Annotated in this window: 18 protein-coding genes and 1 pseudogene; 15 read left to right on the forward strand and 4 right to left on the reverse strand. The window is 70.4% G+C overall.

Annotated elements, in window-relative coordinates:
* The first annotated feature begins 7 nt into the window (after positions 1-7).
* The 14 genes from lxmK (at position 8) to ACZ8ZB_RS34220 (ending at position 13,687) form a co-directional block, all read left to right on the forward strand.
* On the forward strand, positions 8-1,183 hold the full coding sequence (lxmK, locus tag ACZ8ZB_RS34155; RefSeq protein ID WP_470741683.1) for a class V lanthionine synthetase subunit LxmK: 1,176 nt from the start codon (positions 8-10) through the stop codon (positions 1,181-1,183).
* Entirely contained in the window at positions 1,180-2,205 is a 1,026-nt protein-coding gene (locus ACZ8ZB_RS34160; protein WP_470741684.1) for a T3SS effector HopA1 family protein, read from the forward strand. Before lxmK ends, ACZ8ZB_RS34160 begins: the two co-directional genes overlap by 4 nt.
* A gap of 80 nt (positions 2,206-2,285) precedes the next feature.
* A complete protein-coding gene (locus ACZ8ZB_RS34165) occupies positions 2,286-2,477 on the forward strand; it encodes an LxmA leader domain family RiPP (RefSeq protein ID WP_470741685.1) in 192 nt (63 codons plus the stop codon).
* A gap of 87 nt (positions 2,478-2,564) precedes the next feature.
* Positions 2,565-2,747, forward strand: coding sequence for an LxmA leader domain family RiPP (locus ACZ8ZB_RS34170; RefSeq protein ID WP_470741686.1), 183 nt, complete (start codon positions 2,565-2,567; stop codon positions 2,745-2,747).
* 87 nt (positions 2,748-2,834) lie between these two features.
* A complete protein-coding gene (locus ACZ8ZB_RS34175) occupies positions 2,835-3,029 on the forward strand; it encodes an LxmA leader domain family RiPP (RefSeq protein ID WP_470741687.1) in 195 nt (64 codons plus the stop codon).
* Between the two features lie 87 nt (positions 3,030-3,116).
* The gene (locus tag ACZ8ZB_RS34180) at positions 3,117-3,299 is read left to right on the forward strand and encodes an LxmA leader domain family RiPP (RefSeq protein ID WP_470741686.1); all 183 of its coding nucleotides are present in this window, start codon (positions 3,117-3,119) and stop codon (positions 3,297-3,299) included.
* Positions 3,300-3,430: 131 nt separating this feature from the next.
* Positions 3,431-4,444 (forward strand): methyltransferase, encoded by a 1,014-nt coding sequence (locus tag ACZ8ZB_RS34185; RefSeq protein ID WP_470741688.1) that lies wholly within the window; start codon positions 3,431-3,433, stop codon positions 4,442-4,444.
* Positions 4,438-5,325: an ABC transporter ATP-binding protein gene (locus tag ACZ8ZB_RS34190; RefSeq protein WP_470741689.1), complete on the forward strand. Its 888-nt coding sequence runs from the start codon at positions 4,438-4,440 to the stop codon at positions 5,323-5,325. Before ACZ8ZB_RS34185 ends, ACZ8ZB_RS34190 begins: the two co-directional genes overlap by 7 nt.
* Positions 5,322-6,500: an ABC transporter permease gene (locus ACZ8ZB_RS34195; RefSeq protein WP_470741690.1), complete on the forward strand. Its 1,179-nt coding sequence runs from the start codon at positions 5,322-5,324 to the stop codon at positions 6,498-6,500. Before ACZ8ZB_RS34190 ends, ACZ8ZB_RS34195 begins: the two co-directional genes overlap by 4 nt.
* A gap of 31 nt (positions 6,501-6,531) precedes the next feature.
* Positions 6,532-8,346 (forward strand): ABC transporter ATP-binding protein, encoded by a 1,815-nt coding sequence (locus tag ACZ8ZB_RS34200; protein WP_470741691.1) that lies wholly within the window; start codon positions 6,532-6,534, stop codon positions 8,344-8,346.
* 44 nt (positions 8,347-8,390) lie between these two features.
* Positions 8,391-9,368, forward strand: coding sequence for an LLM class flavin-dependent oxidoreductase (locus tag ACZ8ZB_RS34205; protein ID WP_470741692.1), 978 nt, complete (start codon positions 8,391-8,393; stop codon positions 9,366-9,368).
* Complete coding sequence (locus tag ACZ8ZB_RS34210; RefSeq protein WP_470741693.1) at positions 9,365-10,045, forward strand: flavoprotein; 681 nt, start codon at positions 9,365-9,367, stop codon at positions 10,043-10,045. Before ACZ8ZB_RS34205 ends, ACZ8ZB_RS34210 begins: the two co-directional genes overlap by 4 nt.
* Positions 10,042-10,977 carry a hypothetical protein gene (locus tag ACZ8ZB_RS34215; protein ID WP_470741694.1) on the forward strand — a complete coding sequence of 312 codons (936 nt, stop codon included), beginning with the start codon at positions 10,042-10,044 and terminating at the stop codon, positions 10,975-10,977. Before ACZ8ZB_RS34210 ends, ACZ8ZB_RS34215 begins: the two co-directional genes overlap by 4 nt.
* A gap of 85 nt (positions 10,978-11,062) precedes the next feature.
* Entirely contained in the window at positions 11,063-13,687 is a 2,625-nt protein-coding gene (locus ACZ8ZB_RS34220; protein WP_470741695.1) for a M16 family metallopeptidase, read from the forward strand.
* Between the two features lie 140 nt (positions 13,688-13,827).
* Here the strand turns inward: ACZ8ZB_RS34220 and ACZ8ZB_RS34225 are convergent, their stop codons facing one another.
* Genes ACZ8ZB_RS34225 through ACZ8ZB_RS34235 form a run of 3 tightly spaced genes read right to left on the reverse strand, consistent with a single transcriptional unit; the run spans position 13,828 to position 15,611 of the window.
* Positions 13,828-14,133: a transcriptional regulator gene (locus tag ACZ8ZB_RS34225; protein WP_470741696.1), complete on the reverse strand. Its 306-nt coding sequence runs from the start codon at positions 14,131-14,133 to the stop codon at positions 13,828-13,830.
* Positions 14,130-14,597: a hypothetical protein gene (locus ACZ8ZB_RS34230; RefSeq protein ID WP_470741697.1), complete on the reverse strand. Its 468-nt coding sequence runs from the start codon at positions 14,595-14,597 to the stop codon at positions 14,130-14,132. The genes ACZ8ZB_RS34225 and ACZ8ZB_RS34230 overlap by 4 nt, the downstream gene beginning before the upstream one ends.
* Positions 14,598-14,645: 48 nt before the next feature.
* Positions 14,646-15,611 carry a helix-turn-helix transcriptional regulator gene (locus ACZ8ZB_RS34235; RefSeq protein WP_470741698.1) on the reverse strand — a complete coding sequence of 322 codons (966 nt, stop codon included), beginning with the start codon at positions 15,609-15,611 and terminating at the stop codon, positions 14,646-14,648.
* Between the two features lie 197 nt (positions 15,612-15,808).
* On the opposite strand from ACZ8ZB_RS34235, the pseudogene ACZ8ZB_RS34240 reads away from it, so the two are divergent.
* Positions 15,809-16,253, forward strand: a pseudogene (locus tag ACZ8ZB_RS34240) (DDE-type integrase/transposase/recombinase); the annotation flags it as partial.
* A gap of 237 nt (positions 16,254-16,490) precedes the next feature.
* Here ACZ8ZB_RS34240 and ACZ8ZB_RS34245 read toward each other — a convergent pair.
* Positions 16,491-16,955: a MarR family transcriptional regulator gene (locus ACZ8ZB_RS34245; RefSeq protein WP_470741699.1), complete on the reverse strand. Its 465-nt coding sequence runs from the start codon at positions 16,953-16,955 to the stop codon at positions 16,491-16,493.
* Position 16,956 lies beyond the last annotated feature (1 nt).

A 16,956-nucleotide genomic window follows, 5' to 3' on the forward strand; every position in this document is an offset into this window, starting at 1 on the left:
AGGGCTTGTGGAGAAGAACAACGCGGCGGGGTTCAAGCCGCGAGATCTGAACGAGGTCCCGTCCGTGGACGCGCTCCTCGTGGAACTGGGGACAGGTCCTTTCATCCGGGACACCCTGGCGGCTCCGGTCGGCCGGAACGACTCCTGGACCGGCGTCACCACCAGCGGGCGGAAGGTCTTCGTCAAGCACCTGATAGGGCCGGTCCCCGACGTCCGGGACCGTATGCGCCGGCTGCTGTCGTTCGAGCGTTTCGCCGAAGGGCTGCCGACGGCGGCGTTGCGTGGCCCGGCATTCCTCGGCGCCGACGAGGAGGCCGCTCTGGTGGTCTACGACTACGTCGAGGGCGCACGCAGCGGTGCGGAGTTGATGATCGATGAGACATTCGGTCCGGAACTCGCCGAGAGAATCGGCAGGGCGATCGGGCTGCTGCACGGGGCGTCAGCACCGGATTCCATTGAATTCGACGCTTCGCTGCCGTTCCATCCGCCTTCGGGATTTCTCCGAGGGCTTCCACTGCCGGTGTTCGAGTCGCTGAGTTTCGCGGAACTCCAGGGCTGGCGGCTCATGCAGACCGACACGTCGCTGGTCGAGGCCATCGAGAAATTGCGTGTCCGGGAACGAGAGGCACCCCGGGTGCTGTCCCACTGTGATCTGCGCGTCGACCAGTTCCTGGTGACAGACGACGACTTCCTGGTGACGGACTGGGAGGAGTTCCGGCTGGCGGACCCGGCCCGTGACGTCGGCGCCTTCGCCGGCGAGTGGCTGCACCGTTCGGTCCTCGACATCGTCACCACGCGCGGCGACTCGGTGTTCGCGGACATCGAGCTGACGCACGAGGCGGTGCTCAGCCGTGGGGTGGAAAAGCTGCAACGACTCCTGCCACTGGTACGCGCCTTCTGGCACGGCTATCGGCAGGTCCGTCCTGACCTGGACGGCTCACTCGCCACCCGGGCCACGGCGTATGCCGGCTGGCATCTGCTCGACCGGCTGATGGCCGGCGCGTCCCGGACGTCCAGGCTCTCCGGCATCGAGCGGGCGGCGGCGGGCATCGGCCGGGCGGCACTCATCACCCCGGAGAGGTTCGTGACCACGCTCGGATTCGAGGGCCACTCCGAGGAAGCCACCAGCGAAGGCAGCAGCCAAGGCACCGACGAACATACCTGGGAAGGTAGAGCGGCATGAGCGAGAGACGGCCGGCCACCGTGCCGAGCGGGTTGGCGCCACGACTGCGGGACGCCCTCGACCGGGTGAGAGTCACACCGGACCGCTCCCGTGCCTGGGTGGACGACCGCCTGGTCGAAGCGGACAGCCCGCGGGAGATGCGCCGACTGCTGGCGGAAGCCCTGTACGACATCCTGCACGCCGGGCAGTTCGTGGAGAAGGGAGCCTTGTCGTTCCGCCTGCGCGACGCGGGCTTCGAAAGTGTCCTCGGCGCGGCGATTCCGCACGAGCGCAGCACGGCGCGGGCCCGGGTGCACATTCCCGCGGCCGGGGACGACGGCACGGAACCTCGCACCCTGGTCGAGCGGGACGGGGTGCGGGTGTGGGTGCCCTCCGGAAACATCCGGGAGGACGGCCCACTCGCCGCCGGCCAGGTGGTGACCCTCGACGTACCGGCGCGCCGGCCGGCGCTGTCGCCCGGGTTCTTCGTGGCGGACGGTTCGCTGCCGCGCAGTCCGCACCGTGAACTGCTGCGCGTATACGTCCACATCAAGCGTTGGGAGGACGCCGCACCGGTGTGGGCGGGGGCGCTCGGCCACCTGGAGGACCACGGGGTGGCGTATCGCTCGAAGATCCTCTCGGCCAAGGCCCTGTACCCCCGGCGAGACGCCCTGGTGGTCTACCTGGGACAGGAGATGTGGCCGCAGGTGCCCCGGCTGGCCGAGGCGCTGCGGAGCCTGCCAGGAATCGGACGGGATACCTCCGTGTTCGCCGACACGGTGGCTCCCGGCGTGGCCGTGGCCCTGGAACCCGAGGACAACCGGCCCGGGATGCCCGGTCTCAGCTTCGGCCAGCACCGGGCCACCGCTCTGGCCCAGGCCCTGCTCGACAGCGCGGCCGACGGAACGCCCCTGGAAGCGACCGTCGTCGCCCGCTTCACCGAGGCAGGAATCGACCCCGCCCGTCCGGCGCGCAACAGCGCCTCCCCTGAGTTTCCGGCGGTGCTGGAAAGCCCGCAGGACCCTGGCCTTGTGTCTGCCTGAAGTGAAATTTCAGGCGCCGTGAGGCCGTCACGCCGGAATTCCGGCACCGAGGAACGCATCACGACAACAAGGAGAACTCGATGGACAAGTCCATGGCGATCATGGAGCTCGTCTCGAACTACGACGCCTACGCGGATGTCGACGAGCTGAACGTCTCGGCGGCTGCCGACGCCCCGGCGACCAGCCCGGTGTGCGCCATCGGCGCCAGCTCCAAATTGTGCGCCTCCGCCGTCAGCGCCGTCAGCGCCATCACCTACGACAAGGGCTGCTGACCGGTCGCTCCTCCAGTCTGCCGGCATCAGGCCGGTAGTGACTGTCGGCCGATGAGCCGGCAGTGACCGCATGGAGAGGGAGTCCCCATGGAGAAGACCACCGCGATCATGGAGCTGATGGCCGGCTACGAGGCCTACAGCGATGTTCGTGAGCTGAATGCGACGGCCGCCGCCGAGGCGCCCGCCACCTCGCCCGCCTGCATCGCCAGCGCCACCGCCAGCTTCGTCGCCAGCCAGTTCTCGGCACGGACGATCGACGGCGGCTGCTGAACCGAGGAGCTCTCCACTTTCCGCACCGACGGCGTCCGCATTCCCGCAGCGCCGGCGAACAGAGAACAACCACGAAGGAGAAACCTGATGGACAAGTCCATGGCGATCATGGAGCTCGTCTCGAACTACGACGCCTACGCGGATGTCGACGAGCTGAACATCTCGGCGGCTGCCGACGCCCCGGCGACCACCCCGGTGTGCGCCGCCAGCGTCGCCAGCTCCAGCTGGTGCGCCGCCTCTGCGAGCGCCGTCAGCGGCGCCACCTACGAGCTGACCTGCTGACCGGTCGCTCCTCCAGTCTGCCGGCACCAGGCCGGTAGTGACTGTCGGCCGATGAGCCGGCAGTGACCGCATGGAGAGGGAGTCCCCATGGAGAAGACCACCGCGATCATGGAGCTGATGGCCGGCTACGAGGCCTACAGCGATGTTCGTGAGCTGAATGCGACGGCCGCCGCCGAGGCGCCCGCCACCTCGCCCGCCTGCATCGCCAGCGCCACCGCCAGCTTCGTCGCCAGCCAGTTCTCGGCACGGACGATCGACGGCGGCTGCTGATTGTGGCGTGCCGGCCGACCGGCCGCAGAACGTCTTCCGTTCACCGCGGCCGGTCGCCCGGCGGTCTTCCCCTCCCCCTCCCCTGCGATCGATCAACCCCGTTCACCCGCACACCAGATGGGAACCGACCGATGGCACATCAATCGGACCCCGGAGATCTGCTGAAGATGGCGGACCTCCTGACACCCGCCGCGATCCGTGCCGCGGCCACCCTCCGCGTGGCGGACCATCTCGGCGCCGGCACGAGCGATGTGGCGAAGCTGGCGGAACTCACCGGCACCCGCCCGGACCTGCTGGAGCTGCTGCTGCGTCACCTTCGGTCGCAGGGGGTGCTGACGTGCGGCGACGACGGAACGTACAGCGTCACCGAACTCGGCGAGAGGTTGCGCGAGGACCATCCGGAGAGCTTGCGGGGCCACCTGGCCATGGACGGCTTGTACGGACGGACTCACCTCGCGCTGGTGAACCTCCTGCACACGGTGCGCACCGGGGAACCGGCCCACGAGACGGTCTTCGGACGCGGCTACTGGGAGACCGTCAACGAGGACCCCGACTTCGTCGAGGCGTTGGAGCAGAGCGAGACTGGCACGCAGCTCGGCTGGGGCGCCGAGCTGATTCTCGACAGCTACGACTGGAGTCGCGTCGGCCGGGTCGTCGACGTGGGCGGCCACAGCGGCGCGATCCTGATGGAGTTGCTGCGTCGGCAGCCCCACTTGAACGGCACGCTGGTCGATCTGAAGAACGTCGCCGAGGTCGCCGGACGCAGGTTCGCAGCCGCGGGGCTCGCGGACCGGGCCGAGGCGGTGGTGGGCAGCTTCTTCGAACCGCTGCCCGTGGGCGGCGACGTCTACCTCCTGTCGGCGATCCTCGCCGACTGGCCGGACGAGCGGGCCACGGCGATCCTGCGCCGCTGCGCCGAGGCGGCGGGACCCGACGGGAAGGTACTGCTGGCCGAGGTGAACCTGCGCGTCCCACGCGAGGTACCCGAGTCGGCGGCCCTGGAGCTGTGGCTCCGCGCCACGATGTCGGCTCCCGTCCGCAGCGTCGAACAGCTGAAGGCGCTGGGCGCCGCCGCCGGTCTCCGCCTGGTCTGGGAAGGACCGGCGACACCCGTCCGCTCGATCCTGGAGTTCTCGCCGTGCTGACCTTCGACGCCGTCGACAAGAGCTTCGGTGGCCGGCGAGTGCTCGACGCCCTCACCTTCGACGTGCGCCCCGGCGAGATCTTCGGGTTCTGCGGCGCCAACGGCGCCGGCAAGACCACCGCGATGCGGATCGCGCTCGGCGTGCTGGAAGCGGATTCCGGCTCGGTCCGCTTCAACGGCGCCGATGTCGACGCGCACTCCCGGCGGCGCTTCGGATACATGCCGGAGGAACGGGGCCTCTACGCCAAGATGACCCCCCTCGACCAGCTGGTCCACTTCGCGCGGCTGAGCAGCGTCCCCCGCCGAGAGGCCGCACGGCGGGCCGCCGAGTGGCTCGAGCGGCTGGGCGTGGTGGCCGGTCCCAGGGACGCCCTGGAGAAGCTGTCCCTCGGCAACCAGCAGAAGGTCCAGCTGATCGCCGCCCTGATCCACGAACCGACCGTACTGGTCCTCGACGAACCGTTCTCGGGACTGGACCCGGTGGCCGTGGACGCCATGGCGGAGGTGCTGCTGCAGTCCGCCCGCAGAGGAGTACCGGTCGTCTTCTCCAGCCACCAGCTGGAACTGGTGGAACGGCTGTGCGACCGGGTCGGGATCCTGCGCGGTGGGCGTCTGGTCGCCGAGGGCACCGTGGGCGAGTTGCGTCGCGCCGCCGATCCCGGCCGGCCGCGTCTTTCGGTGACGGACGTACCTCCGCGGTGGGCCGACGCCCTTCAGGGCGCCCGGGTGCTGGCCGAGGAGGCCGGCGTCATCACCCTGGAGCTGGAGTCCGACCGTGCGGCGCAGGCTGCCCTGACCGCGGCGCAGTCCGCGGGCCGGGTGAAGTCTTTCGGCCGGCCCGAGCCCGCACTGGCCGACATCTTCCGGGAGGCGGTGACATGAACCGCAACCGGCGTATGGACCTGGCGCTCATCAGGATCGTCGCGGCCCGTGAGGTCACCCGGCAGCTGCGCAGCAAGGCCTTCTGGGCCTCGGTGATCGTGACCGCCGCGATGCTGTGCCTGTCGTTCGCGCTGACCGATGTGCTCAAGGACGACGGGGAGAGCCCTTCGGCCGTGGGGGTGGTCGGTGAGGGGAGCACGGTCGCCGCGGCGCTGCGCCTCCAGGTCGCAGTCGAGCAGTACACGGACACCGGCGCCGCCCGGACGGCCCTTCGGGACGAGGCGGTCGATGCCGTGGTGCTGCCGGACGGTGGCGTACTGGTCCTGCGAAACCTGCCGACCGAGCTGGGCCGTACGATCCAGCAGGCCCAGCAGGCGGCCGATCAGGTCGACCGGCTGGAGGAGCTCGGCGCGGCGCCGGAGGAGACCGAGCGGGCGATCGCACCGCCGGCGCTCAGGGTCAGCGCCCTCGACGCGGACGCCGGCGTGGTCCAGGAACGGACGATGACCGCGGGGATCGGAGTGTTCCTGCTCTTCGTCCTGATGCTGATATCGGGGCTGGGCATCGCCCAGGGAGTCGCGGAGGAAAAGTCCAGTCGCATCGTCGAGGTGCTGCTGGCAAAGGTCCAGGCCTGGCACCTGCTCGCCGGCAAGATCGTCGGCCTGGGCGCGGCCGCGCTGGTGCAGATCGTGCTGATGATGACGGCCGTGCTGACGGCTGCCGTCGGCTTCGGAGTGCTGAAGGCCCCGCTGGACGCCGTCGGTACCGCCGCCAACCTGCTGCTGTGGTTCGTACCGGGCTACGTCCTGTTCGTGACGCTCTACGCGGTGGCAGGTGCGCTGGTCTCCCGCCAGGAGGACATCAACCACGTCATCGGGCCGGTGAACATGCTGCAGATGCTGAGCCTGGCAGGCCCGGCGCTGGCGGTGCGGCCCGCGCCGGACGGCGCGCTGCTGACCGTCGTCTCGATGACACCCGGCCTGTCCTGGGCCGCGATGCCGATGCGCATGGCGGTCACCGAGGTGCCGTGGTGGCAGTCGTTCGCGGCCTTCGCGCTGATGCTGCTGGCGATCGCCGCACTGGTGAAATTCGGTGGCCGGATATACCGCGGCGGACTGCTCAGGTACGGGGGGATCGTCAAGGTCGGAGAGGCTCTGCGCAGTGCGGCGCATTGAGAATCCCGTCCAGGAGGGGGAGTTGGAAACGATGAAGGCAACGACGAGCACGGACGCGGCGACCGCCGCGCCCTCGGTCGGGGGCACGGACGCCGAGGAGTCGCAGCAACTGCGTATCCTGCGGGAACTGACCCGTGGCAGGGCGGCGCAGACCTGCGCCGTCGCCCTGCTCGCGCTGGTCTCCGCGGTGGCCACGCTGGCCCTGCCGATGGTGGTGGGCAGGCTGCTGGCCGTCATCCAGCGCGGTGACAGCCCCACCTGGTGGGTCGTGGCGATGGTCGGGGCAGGGCTGGGTTCAGCCGCCGCCGGGGCACTGGCCGCCTATCTGCTGGGGTTAATGGGCCGGGAGCTCATACGCGGACTGCGCGTGCGCACCATGCGGCACTCCCTGGAACTGCGGCTGCAGGACAGCCGGACCGAGGGGGCCGGCAATCTGGTGGCACGGCTGACCGCGGACGCGGCCATGGTCAAGAACCTGGTCGACATCGGCCCCATCCAGTTGCCGATGGCTGGCATCACGGTGCTGGGCACGCTGGTCATCATGGGCCTGCTCGACTGGGTCCTGCTGTCGATCACAGTACTGGCCTTCCTGGTAGCCGTGGGGCTCATCGCCCTGGTCGTCAGGGGCCTACGCCGCCGGTACACGGCCGTCCAGGGTGAGATCGGGGCGCTCGCGCAGCACTTCGTCGCCGTCCTGGACTCGCTGACCATCATCAAGGCCTACCGGGCCGAAAGGGTCGTTGGCGACCGGCTCGCCGCTCGCGCCGACAAGGTGGCGCGGCTGGAGACCGGCGCGGCCCGGATGGAATCCCTGATGATCCCGATCATCAACCTCGGTCAGCAGATCGCCCTGGTCAGCGTGGTCATCGGTGGCGGCAGCCGCATGCTCGACGGCCATCTGCCGCTGGCCGACTTCATCTCCTTCCTGCTGTACCTGCTCCAGCTCACCGCACCGCTGATCATGGCGGCGTCCGGTGTGAGCGGTCTGCAGATGGGACTGGTGGCCCGCAAGCGGTTCGAAGCGCTGTTCGTCCTGCCGACGGAGACCGCGGCACGGGCCGCCACGGTATCGCCGGGGCGCGTCTCCCCGTCCCCCGAGGACGACGCCCCCACGGCCGTGCGCTTCGAGGACGTCGAGTTCTCCTACGACGGTCACCCGGTGCTGCGGAACGTGGATCTGACGGTCCCGGCGCACGGTCTCACCGCCCTGGTCGGACTCTCCGGGTCAGGCAAGACCACAGCCCTGAGCCTGGTCGAAAGCTTCATGGAACCGGACTCGGGGCGCATCGAGGTGCTGGGCCGTCCCCTGCCGGACTGGCCGCTGGACGAACTGCGTTCCCGGATCGCCTACGTGGACCAGTCCAGCACCCTGCTGCAGGACACCATCCGGGAGAACCTGCTGCTCGGCCGGACGGACGAGCCGTCCGACGCGGACCTGATGGCGGCCCTCGACCGGGTCGGCCTGGCAGAGGAGATCCGGCGGCTGCCCCAGGGACTGGACACGGTCCTGGGAGGCGCGGCCGATCTCTCCGGCGGCCAGCGCCAGCGGCTCGCGCTGGCCCGAGCGGTACTGGCCGACGCCCGGCTGGTGCTCCTCGACGAGCCCTCCTCGCACCTGGACTCCGTGAACGAGCGGAAACTGCGGGACGTGGTGGACGAACTGGCCGCCGACCGCGCCGTGCTGGTCGTCGCCCATCGCATCTCCACGGTCCAGCACGCCGACCGCGTGATCGTGCTGGACGCCGGCCGGGTGGTGGACCAGGGCACGCATCTGAACCTCCTCGACCGGTGTCCTGACTACGCCGATCTGGTGAGCGGACAGGTCCTCAGCACCGTCTCCCGATGACCGCGGCCAGGAGCCGACCTTACGACCAGGCCAGGAGCCGTCCCATGACCAACCGGACCGACAGCGTGTACTCCGTACTCATGCCCTTCGCGCCGCCGCGGCCCGAGCAGATCCTGCCGTTCGCCGCGCTCACCCAGTGGAGCGGCGCGCACCGCCTGTGGCAGGGCCAGGCCATGCTCAACCAACCGCACCAGGCCTTCGCTTACGCCGCCGCGTCCGGCTTCCGGATTCCGGTGGGACTCGGCGTGACGCTCATGCCGTTCACCCACCCCTACGAGGCGGCGCTCCAGGCCCAGTCGCTGGCGGCGGCGACCGGACACCCCGTGGTGGCGGGCTTCGGACCGGGCGCGGCAGTGCTCCAGCGCAGCATGTGCGGAGCCCCCTACCGCAGCCCGCTCGCCGCGTCACGCGAATACCTCACCGCCGTGCGCGGCCTGCTCGACGGCGAGTCGGTCGAGCAGGACGGCACGTACTTCACCTGCCACGGGAAACTGCTCCCCGTACCACGTCCCCCCATCGAGGTGGGCCTGGGTGTGCTGCGTCCCGGGATGGCACGGCTGGCGGGCGAGGTGGCCGACACGGCCATCACCTGGCTCACTCCCGCCGCCTATCTGCGCGACACCATCGTGCCCGCGCTGCGCGAGGGTGCCGAAGCAGCGGGACGCCCGGTCCCGCGCCTGGTCTCCATCGTGCCCGTGGCCCTGGCGGAAGCGGACCGCGACCCGGCGGCCCTGGCGCTGGCGAGCAACATCGGCCACCTCCGCCTGCCGCACTACGTCGACATGCTCCGCCGCTCCGGCATCCGCACGGACAGCTCCGATCCGGCTGCGGGCGCGGCCGCACTGGTCGAGGGGCGGGCCTTCCTCTACGGGGAGCCCAAGGTGCTCGCCGAGGAGTTCGCGGCGTACCGGGAGGCGGGGGCCGACGAGATCGTGCTCAACATGACCGGTGTGAACGGCATGTACGGCAGCCGGACCGCACTGCGGGAGCTGGAGACCGTCCTCGCCGAGGTGACGTCATGACGCACAGTCGTCTTCCGGGGACTGCGGTGCCGGACGCACAGGTGCCCGAGCTGGGCGTGGAGCGGCTGCTGGTGGTCACCGCCGGTTCCGCCTTCGCCACCGGGATGCCGTACTGGATCGACTGGCTGCGCCTGTCCTACCCGGAGCTGGCCGTCAAGCTGGTGCTCACCGCCAGCGCTCGGCGGTTCGTCACCCGTCAGGCGCTGGCCGGGCGGCTGCACCGGCACGGCGAGGTGCTGCTCGACGAGTGGCCCGAGGATGAGGGGACGGCCCGGCACGTCGAACTGGCCGAGTGGGCCCAGGCTGTCGTGGTCTATCCCGCGACCTTCCACTTCACCGCCCGGCTGGCGCTGGGGCTGGCCGACTCGCCCGCACTGCTGGCCTGTCACTGTACCCGGGCCCCGGTCGCGGTGGCCCCGGCGCTGCCACCCGGCGGGCTGGAGAGCACCGCTTTCCAGACGCACTGGGCCGCGCTGACCGCCCGCCCCAACGTCGTTCTCGTCCCACCCCACCCAGGCGTCAGCATGACCACCGGTCGTGCTGACGCCTGGGTCCCGCCCCTGTTGCCGGAGGTTATAGGCATGTTGGAAAAGCGCCGCGCCCGGTTGGAGACGGGCCGTCCGGACCGGGAGCCCAGGACCCCGGGTGAGTTCGTCGCTGATCTGGTCCACCCGTGAGCGAGCTGCGAGCGGTCGCGGAGTCGACCGCACAGGACCAGGTCCCGCACCAGGACTTTCCGGAGGCCTCCGCGGTCGCCGAGTACGGCACCGATCTGCTGCGCACGTCCGTGCGCGCCGTGCCCGGTGGCCACGAGTGGACCAGGATGCCCGGGCCGTCGGCCCCCGAGCCTTTCCGGCCCGTCACCGGTCCGGCGGGCCGTGCGGCGGCGGGCGGCGACGGCGCGGCCCTCCTGGCGGTGGGCCGGCCGGTCGGTGAGGGCAGGCTCTACACGGTCGAGGGCGGGGAGTCGGTCGCGAACCGGCTGCTGTCCGCGGGCCCGTCGCCGCAGTTGCGGGAGCCACTGCGCGGGCTCGGTCTGGCGTTGCGACGGCTGCACGACGGCGGTGGGCCTCCGTCGGCGGCGGAGCGGCTCGGCCCGCCCCGGGGCCTGGCACGTCTGAACACCTGGCTGGACGGGCGGGCGCCGGTCCCCCGCGCCGCGTACGTCGGTGCCCAACTGCGGACGCGGCTGGGACCGCGACGCTGGTCCCGTGCCGTCGACTGGAGCCGCGGCGTCACCGAGGACACCGACGTGACCCTGGTCCACGGGGCTCCCGGACTCGGCTCGCTGGTCGCCGGAAGCGGCGTCGGCCCGGCCTCTCTGTTGACGGGCGAGGACCTGGCCATGGCCCCCTGGTACTTCGACCTGGGCTGGGTCCTGGGTGAACTGATCGAGCTGAGATGGCAGTTGGGCGGGGACCAGGAGGACTGGCAGCTGCTGCTGGAAGCGCTCTTCGAAGGCTACGGCCGGGACTTCGGTGACGAGTGGAGCCGGGCAGCGGCCCTGCGGATCCTGTTGCACGTCCACGACATCGCCGCCTACGTCGGTTGGCACACCGCGGGGTTCGGCCACTACGCGGCTTTCCTGACGTTCCTTCTCGATCTGTGACCGGTGCGACCCGCTGCCCAGCGGGTCGCACCGGTTCCCGGGCCCTGGACCCCACCTCTTGACCATGAACGGGAGACGTACCCCCATGAGCAACGACCATCCGCGACCCGGGCTGCACAAGTTCACTCTGCCGAACGGGCTGCGGGTGGTGCTGGACAGCCGCTTTCCGCAGCCGAGGGTGGCGGTCGCCGTGCACTACGGCACCGGTTTCCGGTCCGAGCCCCCGGGCCGTGAGGGGTTCGCCCACCTCTTCGAGCACCTGATGTTCCGGGGGAGTGCCAACCTTCCCGACGGCCGGTTCTACGACCACGTGCATCGTTTCGGTGCCCGGGCCAACGGCACCACACACCAGGACTACACCGACTACTACCAGGTGGTTCCGGCCCAGGCGCTGGAGCGGGCGCTTTTCGCCGAGGCGGACCGGATGCGGGCTCCGCTGTTCACCGAGACCGCGCTGGCCGAGCAACTGCGCGGCGTGGAGCTGGAGATCCAGCAGGCCGTGCACGACAGACCCTACGGCGGCTTCCCCTGGCCGCTGCTGCCCGGAGTGCTGTTCAAGACCTTCGCGAACGCGCACGACGGTTACGGTGACGCCGAGCGGCTGCGCACCGTCACGGTGGCGGACTGCGAGGAGTTCTTCGACGCCCACTACGCTCCCGGCAACGCCGTGCTGACCGTCGTCGGCGGTGCCGACCCCGAGGGGATCCGGCACCTGGTGGAGCGGCACTTCGCCGACATACCCGCTCGTGGCACGGCACCCGCGCCCGTCCTGACCGAGCCTCACCCGGGCGAGGAAAGGTGGTTGGAGTGCACCGAGCCGGGGGTCACGGCAGCCGCGTTGGCCATGGGGCACCGGCTGCCCGACCCGGGAACGGATCTGCCGGGCTATCTGGCGCACGCCGTGCTGGCCCGGCTCACCGCCGAGCAGGGGCCGGTGGCACCCGGTCTGCCGGCGGTCGGGACGAGCTGCGGTTTCTTCGGCCCGCTGGACGCCAGGGACCCCGACGCCCTGGTGGTCACCTCGCTGCTGCCGCCGGACGCCGGTCCGAGGGAGGTAGCGGCCGCGATCACCCGTCGCTGGGCCGGCTGGGCCCAGCTTCCTCCGGCGGAGACGATACGGCGCACCGTACGGCTGATGACGGGGGAGCATCACCGCCGGCACGGGGACCTGGAGACCCGGTGCCGTGCCTTGGGCCGTCTGGAGATTCTTTTCGGACGGGCCGACCTCCTCGACCGGATCCCGGACCACCTCAAGGCAATCGGACCGGCCGAGATCGCGACGGCCGCCCGTGAACTGGCGGCCACACCCGCGACGGTCCTGGTCATGCGCCCGGGCAGCACCCGGACCCGGCCGGATCCGCTGTTCGGTGACACCGGAACCGGCGGTGCGGACGCGGCCGGCTCCGGCCGTGCCGCCCGGGTGCGCGCGGAGGTCCGCGCCATCCCGTCGTACGGACGGCCCGCAGCACCCCTCCGGTGGCAGCCGGACGATCTGGTCCTGGACAACGGGCTGCGTGTGGTCGCTCTCGCCGACCGCAGGGCACCGACCGTCGAGGTACGGCTTCGGCTGCCGCTGGGGGTTCTCGGCGGATGGGAGACCCCTGCGGCCGAGTCCCTGCTGCGCCGCGGTCTGACCCGCACCCGGGCCGGCGATCGTGCGGCGGGTCTGGGCGGCGTCCTGGAGGGGTCCGTGGATGGGCAGTGGATGGACGTCACGGGTTGCGTCCCACCGGAGGAGCTGTCGGGCTGGCTGGCCGTCCTGGCGGAACTCCTGAGCACACAAGGGGTTTTCGTGCGGGAGGCGTCGTCGGAGCCGTCGTTGCCGGGCGCTGGCCGTACCGTCCGTCCGACGGCCGAGCGTCTCATGGACGACGCGGTACTGCGCCACTGGATGACGGACGAGACGCCGGGGGACGCGTCGTCGAGAGGGGCCCTGGAGGGCGGCGTGCTCGTCCTCAACGGGGACATCGCCCCGGACCGTGCCCTTGCGAAAGCGCGCGAGGCGCTCGCCCGCACGAAGTTCACCGGTTTCACCCCGCTCCTCCGTACGGGCGGCGTCCCGAAGCGGTCCGCGGGCGGCCGGCTGCTGATGCTGCGGTCGCCCGCCGAACGCGAAGTCCATCTCACCTTCTGCGCACCGGAGCCGGCAGCCCCGGCGGAAGATGCCGAGGTGACCGAGGCGGCACGCTACCTGGCGACAGCAGTGTTCGGCGGCTACTTCGGCTCCCGGCTTGCCGCCCGGATGCGTGACGTGATGAGCGCGGGCTTCGAGGTGTACGCGGGACGGGATGTCCTGCTGAACACCGCCCGGGTCTTCGTCCGGGCGCGGGTGGCACCCCATCTGGCCGGGGAGACTCTTGCCGGGGTGCGTGCGGAACTGCGCCGGGCGGGTGAGGAGCCGTTCACAGACATGGAAGTCGCGGACGCCCGGGAGTTCTGCGCGGCCCAGGCGCTGGGTGCGTTCGACTCCCCGGCCACCCAGGCCGATCTGTTGCGCCAGCTGACGGCCGCGGGGCGCGACCCGCTGTGGTTGCCGCGCCTTCCACGACTGCTGCACGAGGTGCCCGGCGAGGCCGTGGCCCGGGCGGGCCGTGAGCTGTTCGCCACCGCCGCCATGGACACGGTCCTGCTCGGCGCCGACGCTCCGGACGGGTTCACGGAGCCGGGGGTGCTCCCCGGAGCACGGGCGGGGGCGTCCGCCCGGCGGTGACGCTGAGGTACCACGCGACGAGAGCCGTCCCGTGCGGCCCTGCACCGCCCCGTTGTACGACCCCGGTGTGCCGCCGAGGAGCACACCGGGGTCGTACGGTCTTCCCTGCACCGCGACCACCGGATTGCCGGAGAGTGCGCCTACTGCTTCGCCGGGTCGGCGAGCGCCGCGATGCGTTGCAGCTCTGCCAGGTGTCCGGCGAGAGCGGTGCGACCCGCGTCGGTGAGGGCGAGCCAGGTGTGGGTCCGGGAGTTCATGGGTGCCTTCCTGACGGTGGCGTAGCCGGCCGTCTGCAGCACTTTCATCTGCTTGCTCAAGACGGAGTCGCTCACCCCCAGGGCGTCGCGTACCGCTGAGAACTCCATGGATTCCACCGCGGCGAGCATGGCGCAGATCTGCAGCCGGTGCGTCGGATGGATCACCTCGTCGAGGCCGGACGCGATCATGGCCGGCGCAGGAGGCCGTGACGCATGGCGTCGTCGTTGCGCCTGCTGACGTAGATGGTGAAGGCCAGCGCCGCGAGGCCTGTCACCGACATGGCGCCCGGCAGGTCTGCGGCCAGCTTGAGGATCAGGCCCAGTCCGCCGAGGACGATGAGCATGATCAGGTAAAGGCCGTTGAGCTGACGGGTGCCTGGTGCGGACAGGGAGCGGTTGACGGAGACGCCTCGGGAGCGGGCGACGGTCAGGGTGAGAGCTGCGGGCAGTAGCACTCCGCCGACGAGGACCCCCGTGGGCACCATGCTTCCACCGACGTCGATCGAGAGGAAGACGAGGCCGACGCCCAGGCCGAGCCCCGCGTGGTACCACCAGGGAGCGGCGGCGCGGTCCGCGACCACGGCACGGGCGGCGGCGGCGCTGTCGAGGGCGGCTTGGGCGTCAGCAGGCCCTTCGGGCGTGATGTTTTCCATGATGGAAAGTCTATATCGACTTTCCACCATGGCAAGTCATCGGCGGGCTCAGATCCAGCCCCGCTCGCGGGCCAGAAGCACGGCCTGCGGACGGCTCGCTGCGCTGAGGATGTGCAGGATGCTGGCCACGTAGCGACGGTAGGTGCGTACTGAGACACCCAAGTCCCGGGCTCCGATCTCGTCCTTCGTGCCGCGGCACATGGCTTCCAGGACCCGCTGTTCCTCGTCGGGGAGCCGGTCTCCCTTGTCCTTCGCGCTGAAGGACATCAGATCCACGGCGTCGGACCAGATCTTCTCGAAGAGGTCCACCATGTTGGCCACCAGCCCGGCCTCGTTCGCCACCAGCGCCCCGCGTGAGCTGTCGGCCGGGTCGATGGGCGTCAGTGCCGTGTGGCGGTCGTAGACGAGGATGTGCGCGGAGATCTCCTCCACCACGCGGATCTCGGCGCCGAGCGAGGCGAGTTCGCGCAGGTAGTCGAAGGTCAGGGAGTCCTCGACGGCCTTGCTCAGAACGACGTTCTTGATCCGTACGCCCCTTCTGATGCATCGCAGGTCCAGGGGCCTCGAGTGCTGGATGTTCTCGGCGGTCAGTGCGGTGTAGGGCTCGGCCGAGAGGATCTCCTCGCGGGCGAAGAAGGCCAAGGTGTCGATCCTGCTGCGGATGGAGTCCAGGTTCTCGATCTTCTCCACGACCGGCGCCGGGGTCGGCGCGCATTCCTGTTCGGCGCGGAGCGAGGCGACCAGGTGCCGGGCCTGGGTGACGGCCCGCATCTCGTCATGCAGTTGTCTCAGTCGCAGGTCGGCCAGAGTGTCCACGACCAGTTCCGGATTCCCGGGCAGGTACCCCCCGTCCCGGTCCTCCCCCAGAACGGCCAGTGCGGTGAGCCGCCCCAGCGCCGTCCTGACTTCCTCGGGGCAGGCGTCCAGCAACAGATAGACGTCGTCAGCCGTCATTCCTGGATTTCTCAGGAAGTGCCGGTAGAGGCGTTCCTCCAGTTCCGACAGTCCGAGCACGGACGCTGCACCTAGAGTCAAGTCACTACCCTCGCGTCTCACTTCCGGCGGCCCTAGTGGTCAGGGAACGACGGCCACCATGGCAAACGCAGTGATCATAAGGATTTGGCACAGGTAAACGGAACGCCATATCCCGCCACCATCCCTCCACGCCCCCCGTTCACCCCAGCTTGACCACCGGAGAGGCGGAGCCTCCACTGAACCGCTTGCGCCTCGGCGTCGGCGCATCGGGGAGGGTTCAGTGGCGGGCCGTCGACCGGGACACCGCCGCGGCCCGGCGGGTTTTCCGCTGGCTGCTGAAGAGGACCCGTACCGTGCCGCGGACGGTCGTCACGGACAAGCTGCGCTCCTACGGTGCGGCCCACCGCGAGGGCATGCCCTCGTGGTGGGCCGCTGTCACGAGGGCCTGAGCAGCCGGGCGGGGAACAGCCGCCAGCCCACGCGTCAGCGGGAACCCACGACGAAGGGCTTCTGCTCGACCGGCACCACACGGCGGTTCCGGTCCGCGTTCAGCGGCATCTCCCCTTGCTTCCGGCCTCACCGCCACCTGATGACCACCCACGGCCACCGAGCCGAGGTGACCACCCGGTTCGCCGCTTGGGACTGACCACTGGCACCGCCGACCAGCCCGCCACGGCCTGATCACAACAGACCCCGACCACACGCCCACCCCCCCCGACGCGCCGTCAGGGGCCCCGCGGACTCGACAACGGGACAAGGTCCTCATGACAAGACGCCAAGTCGATCGGCCGATCCCGGGGAAGACCGGCTGCGGGGCGTGAGCCCGCTGATGTGCGACCGAGGGCCTGTCCCACACCGTCATGACTCACCGCCACCACCGAATGGGAGACGGAGTCAAACGAACCCGGCATACCCGGATCAGCTTGCGATGCGCAGGGGAGGCGTCGCCTCGGGCAAGGACGCCGGCTCCCCTCCCTCCGGGCCCGGGTCGAAGGACGTGCCCTCGCGTGGGTCAGTCCCGGACGGGAGCGGCACCATCTTTCCGGGGAAGGTCAGCGGCCACAAGTACGTCCCCTCGTCCTTGAGGTGGTTCACCATGTGCGCCATCGACTCGTACGCCGCGAACAGCGGGTGAATCTGCACCTTGCCGTGGACGGTCCGCGGGTGGACAAGACCGCGGTCCTTCAACTCTCCCACAGCGCGGGAGACCGACGGAACCGTGATGCCCAGACGCTCCGCAATCTGCTTCTGAGAGATGCGGACGAGACCGGCCGGCTCCTGGCGCGCCTGGAGGATGTCGAATACCTCCCGGGCCGTCTTGCCCAGCCTCGCGTCAGGCAGCCTCTCGAACATGTCGGGGTTGCGGACAAGCGCGATGCTCACA

Source organism: Streptomyces sp. 12E, assembly GCF_055633275.1.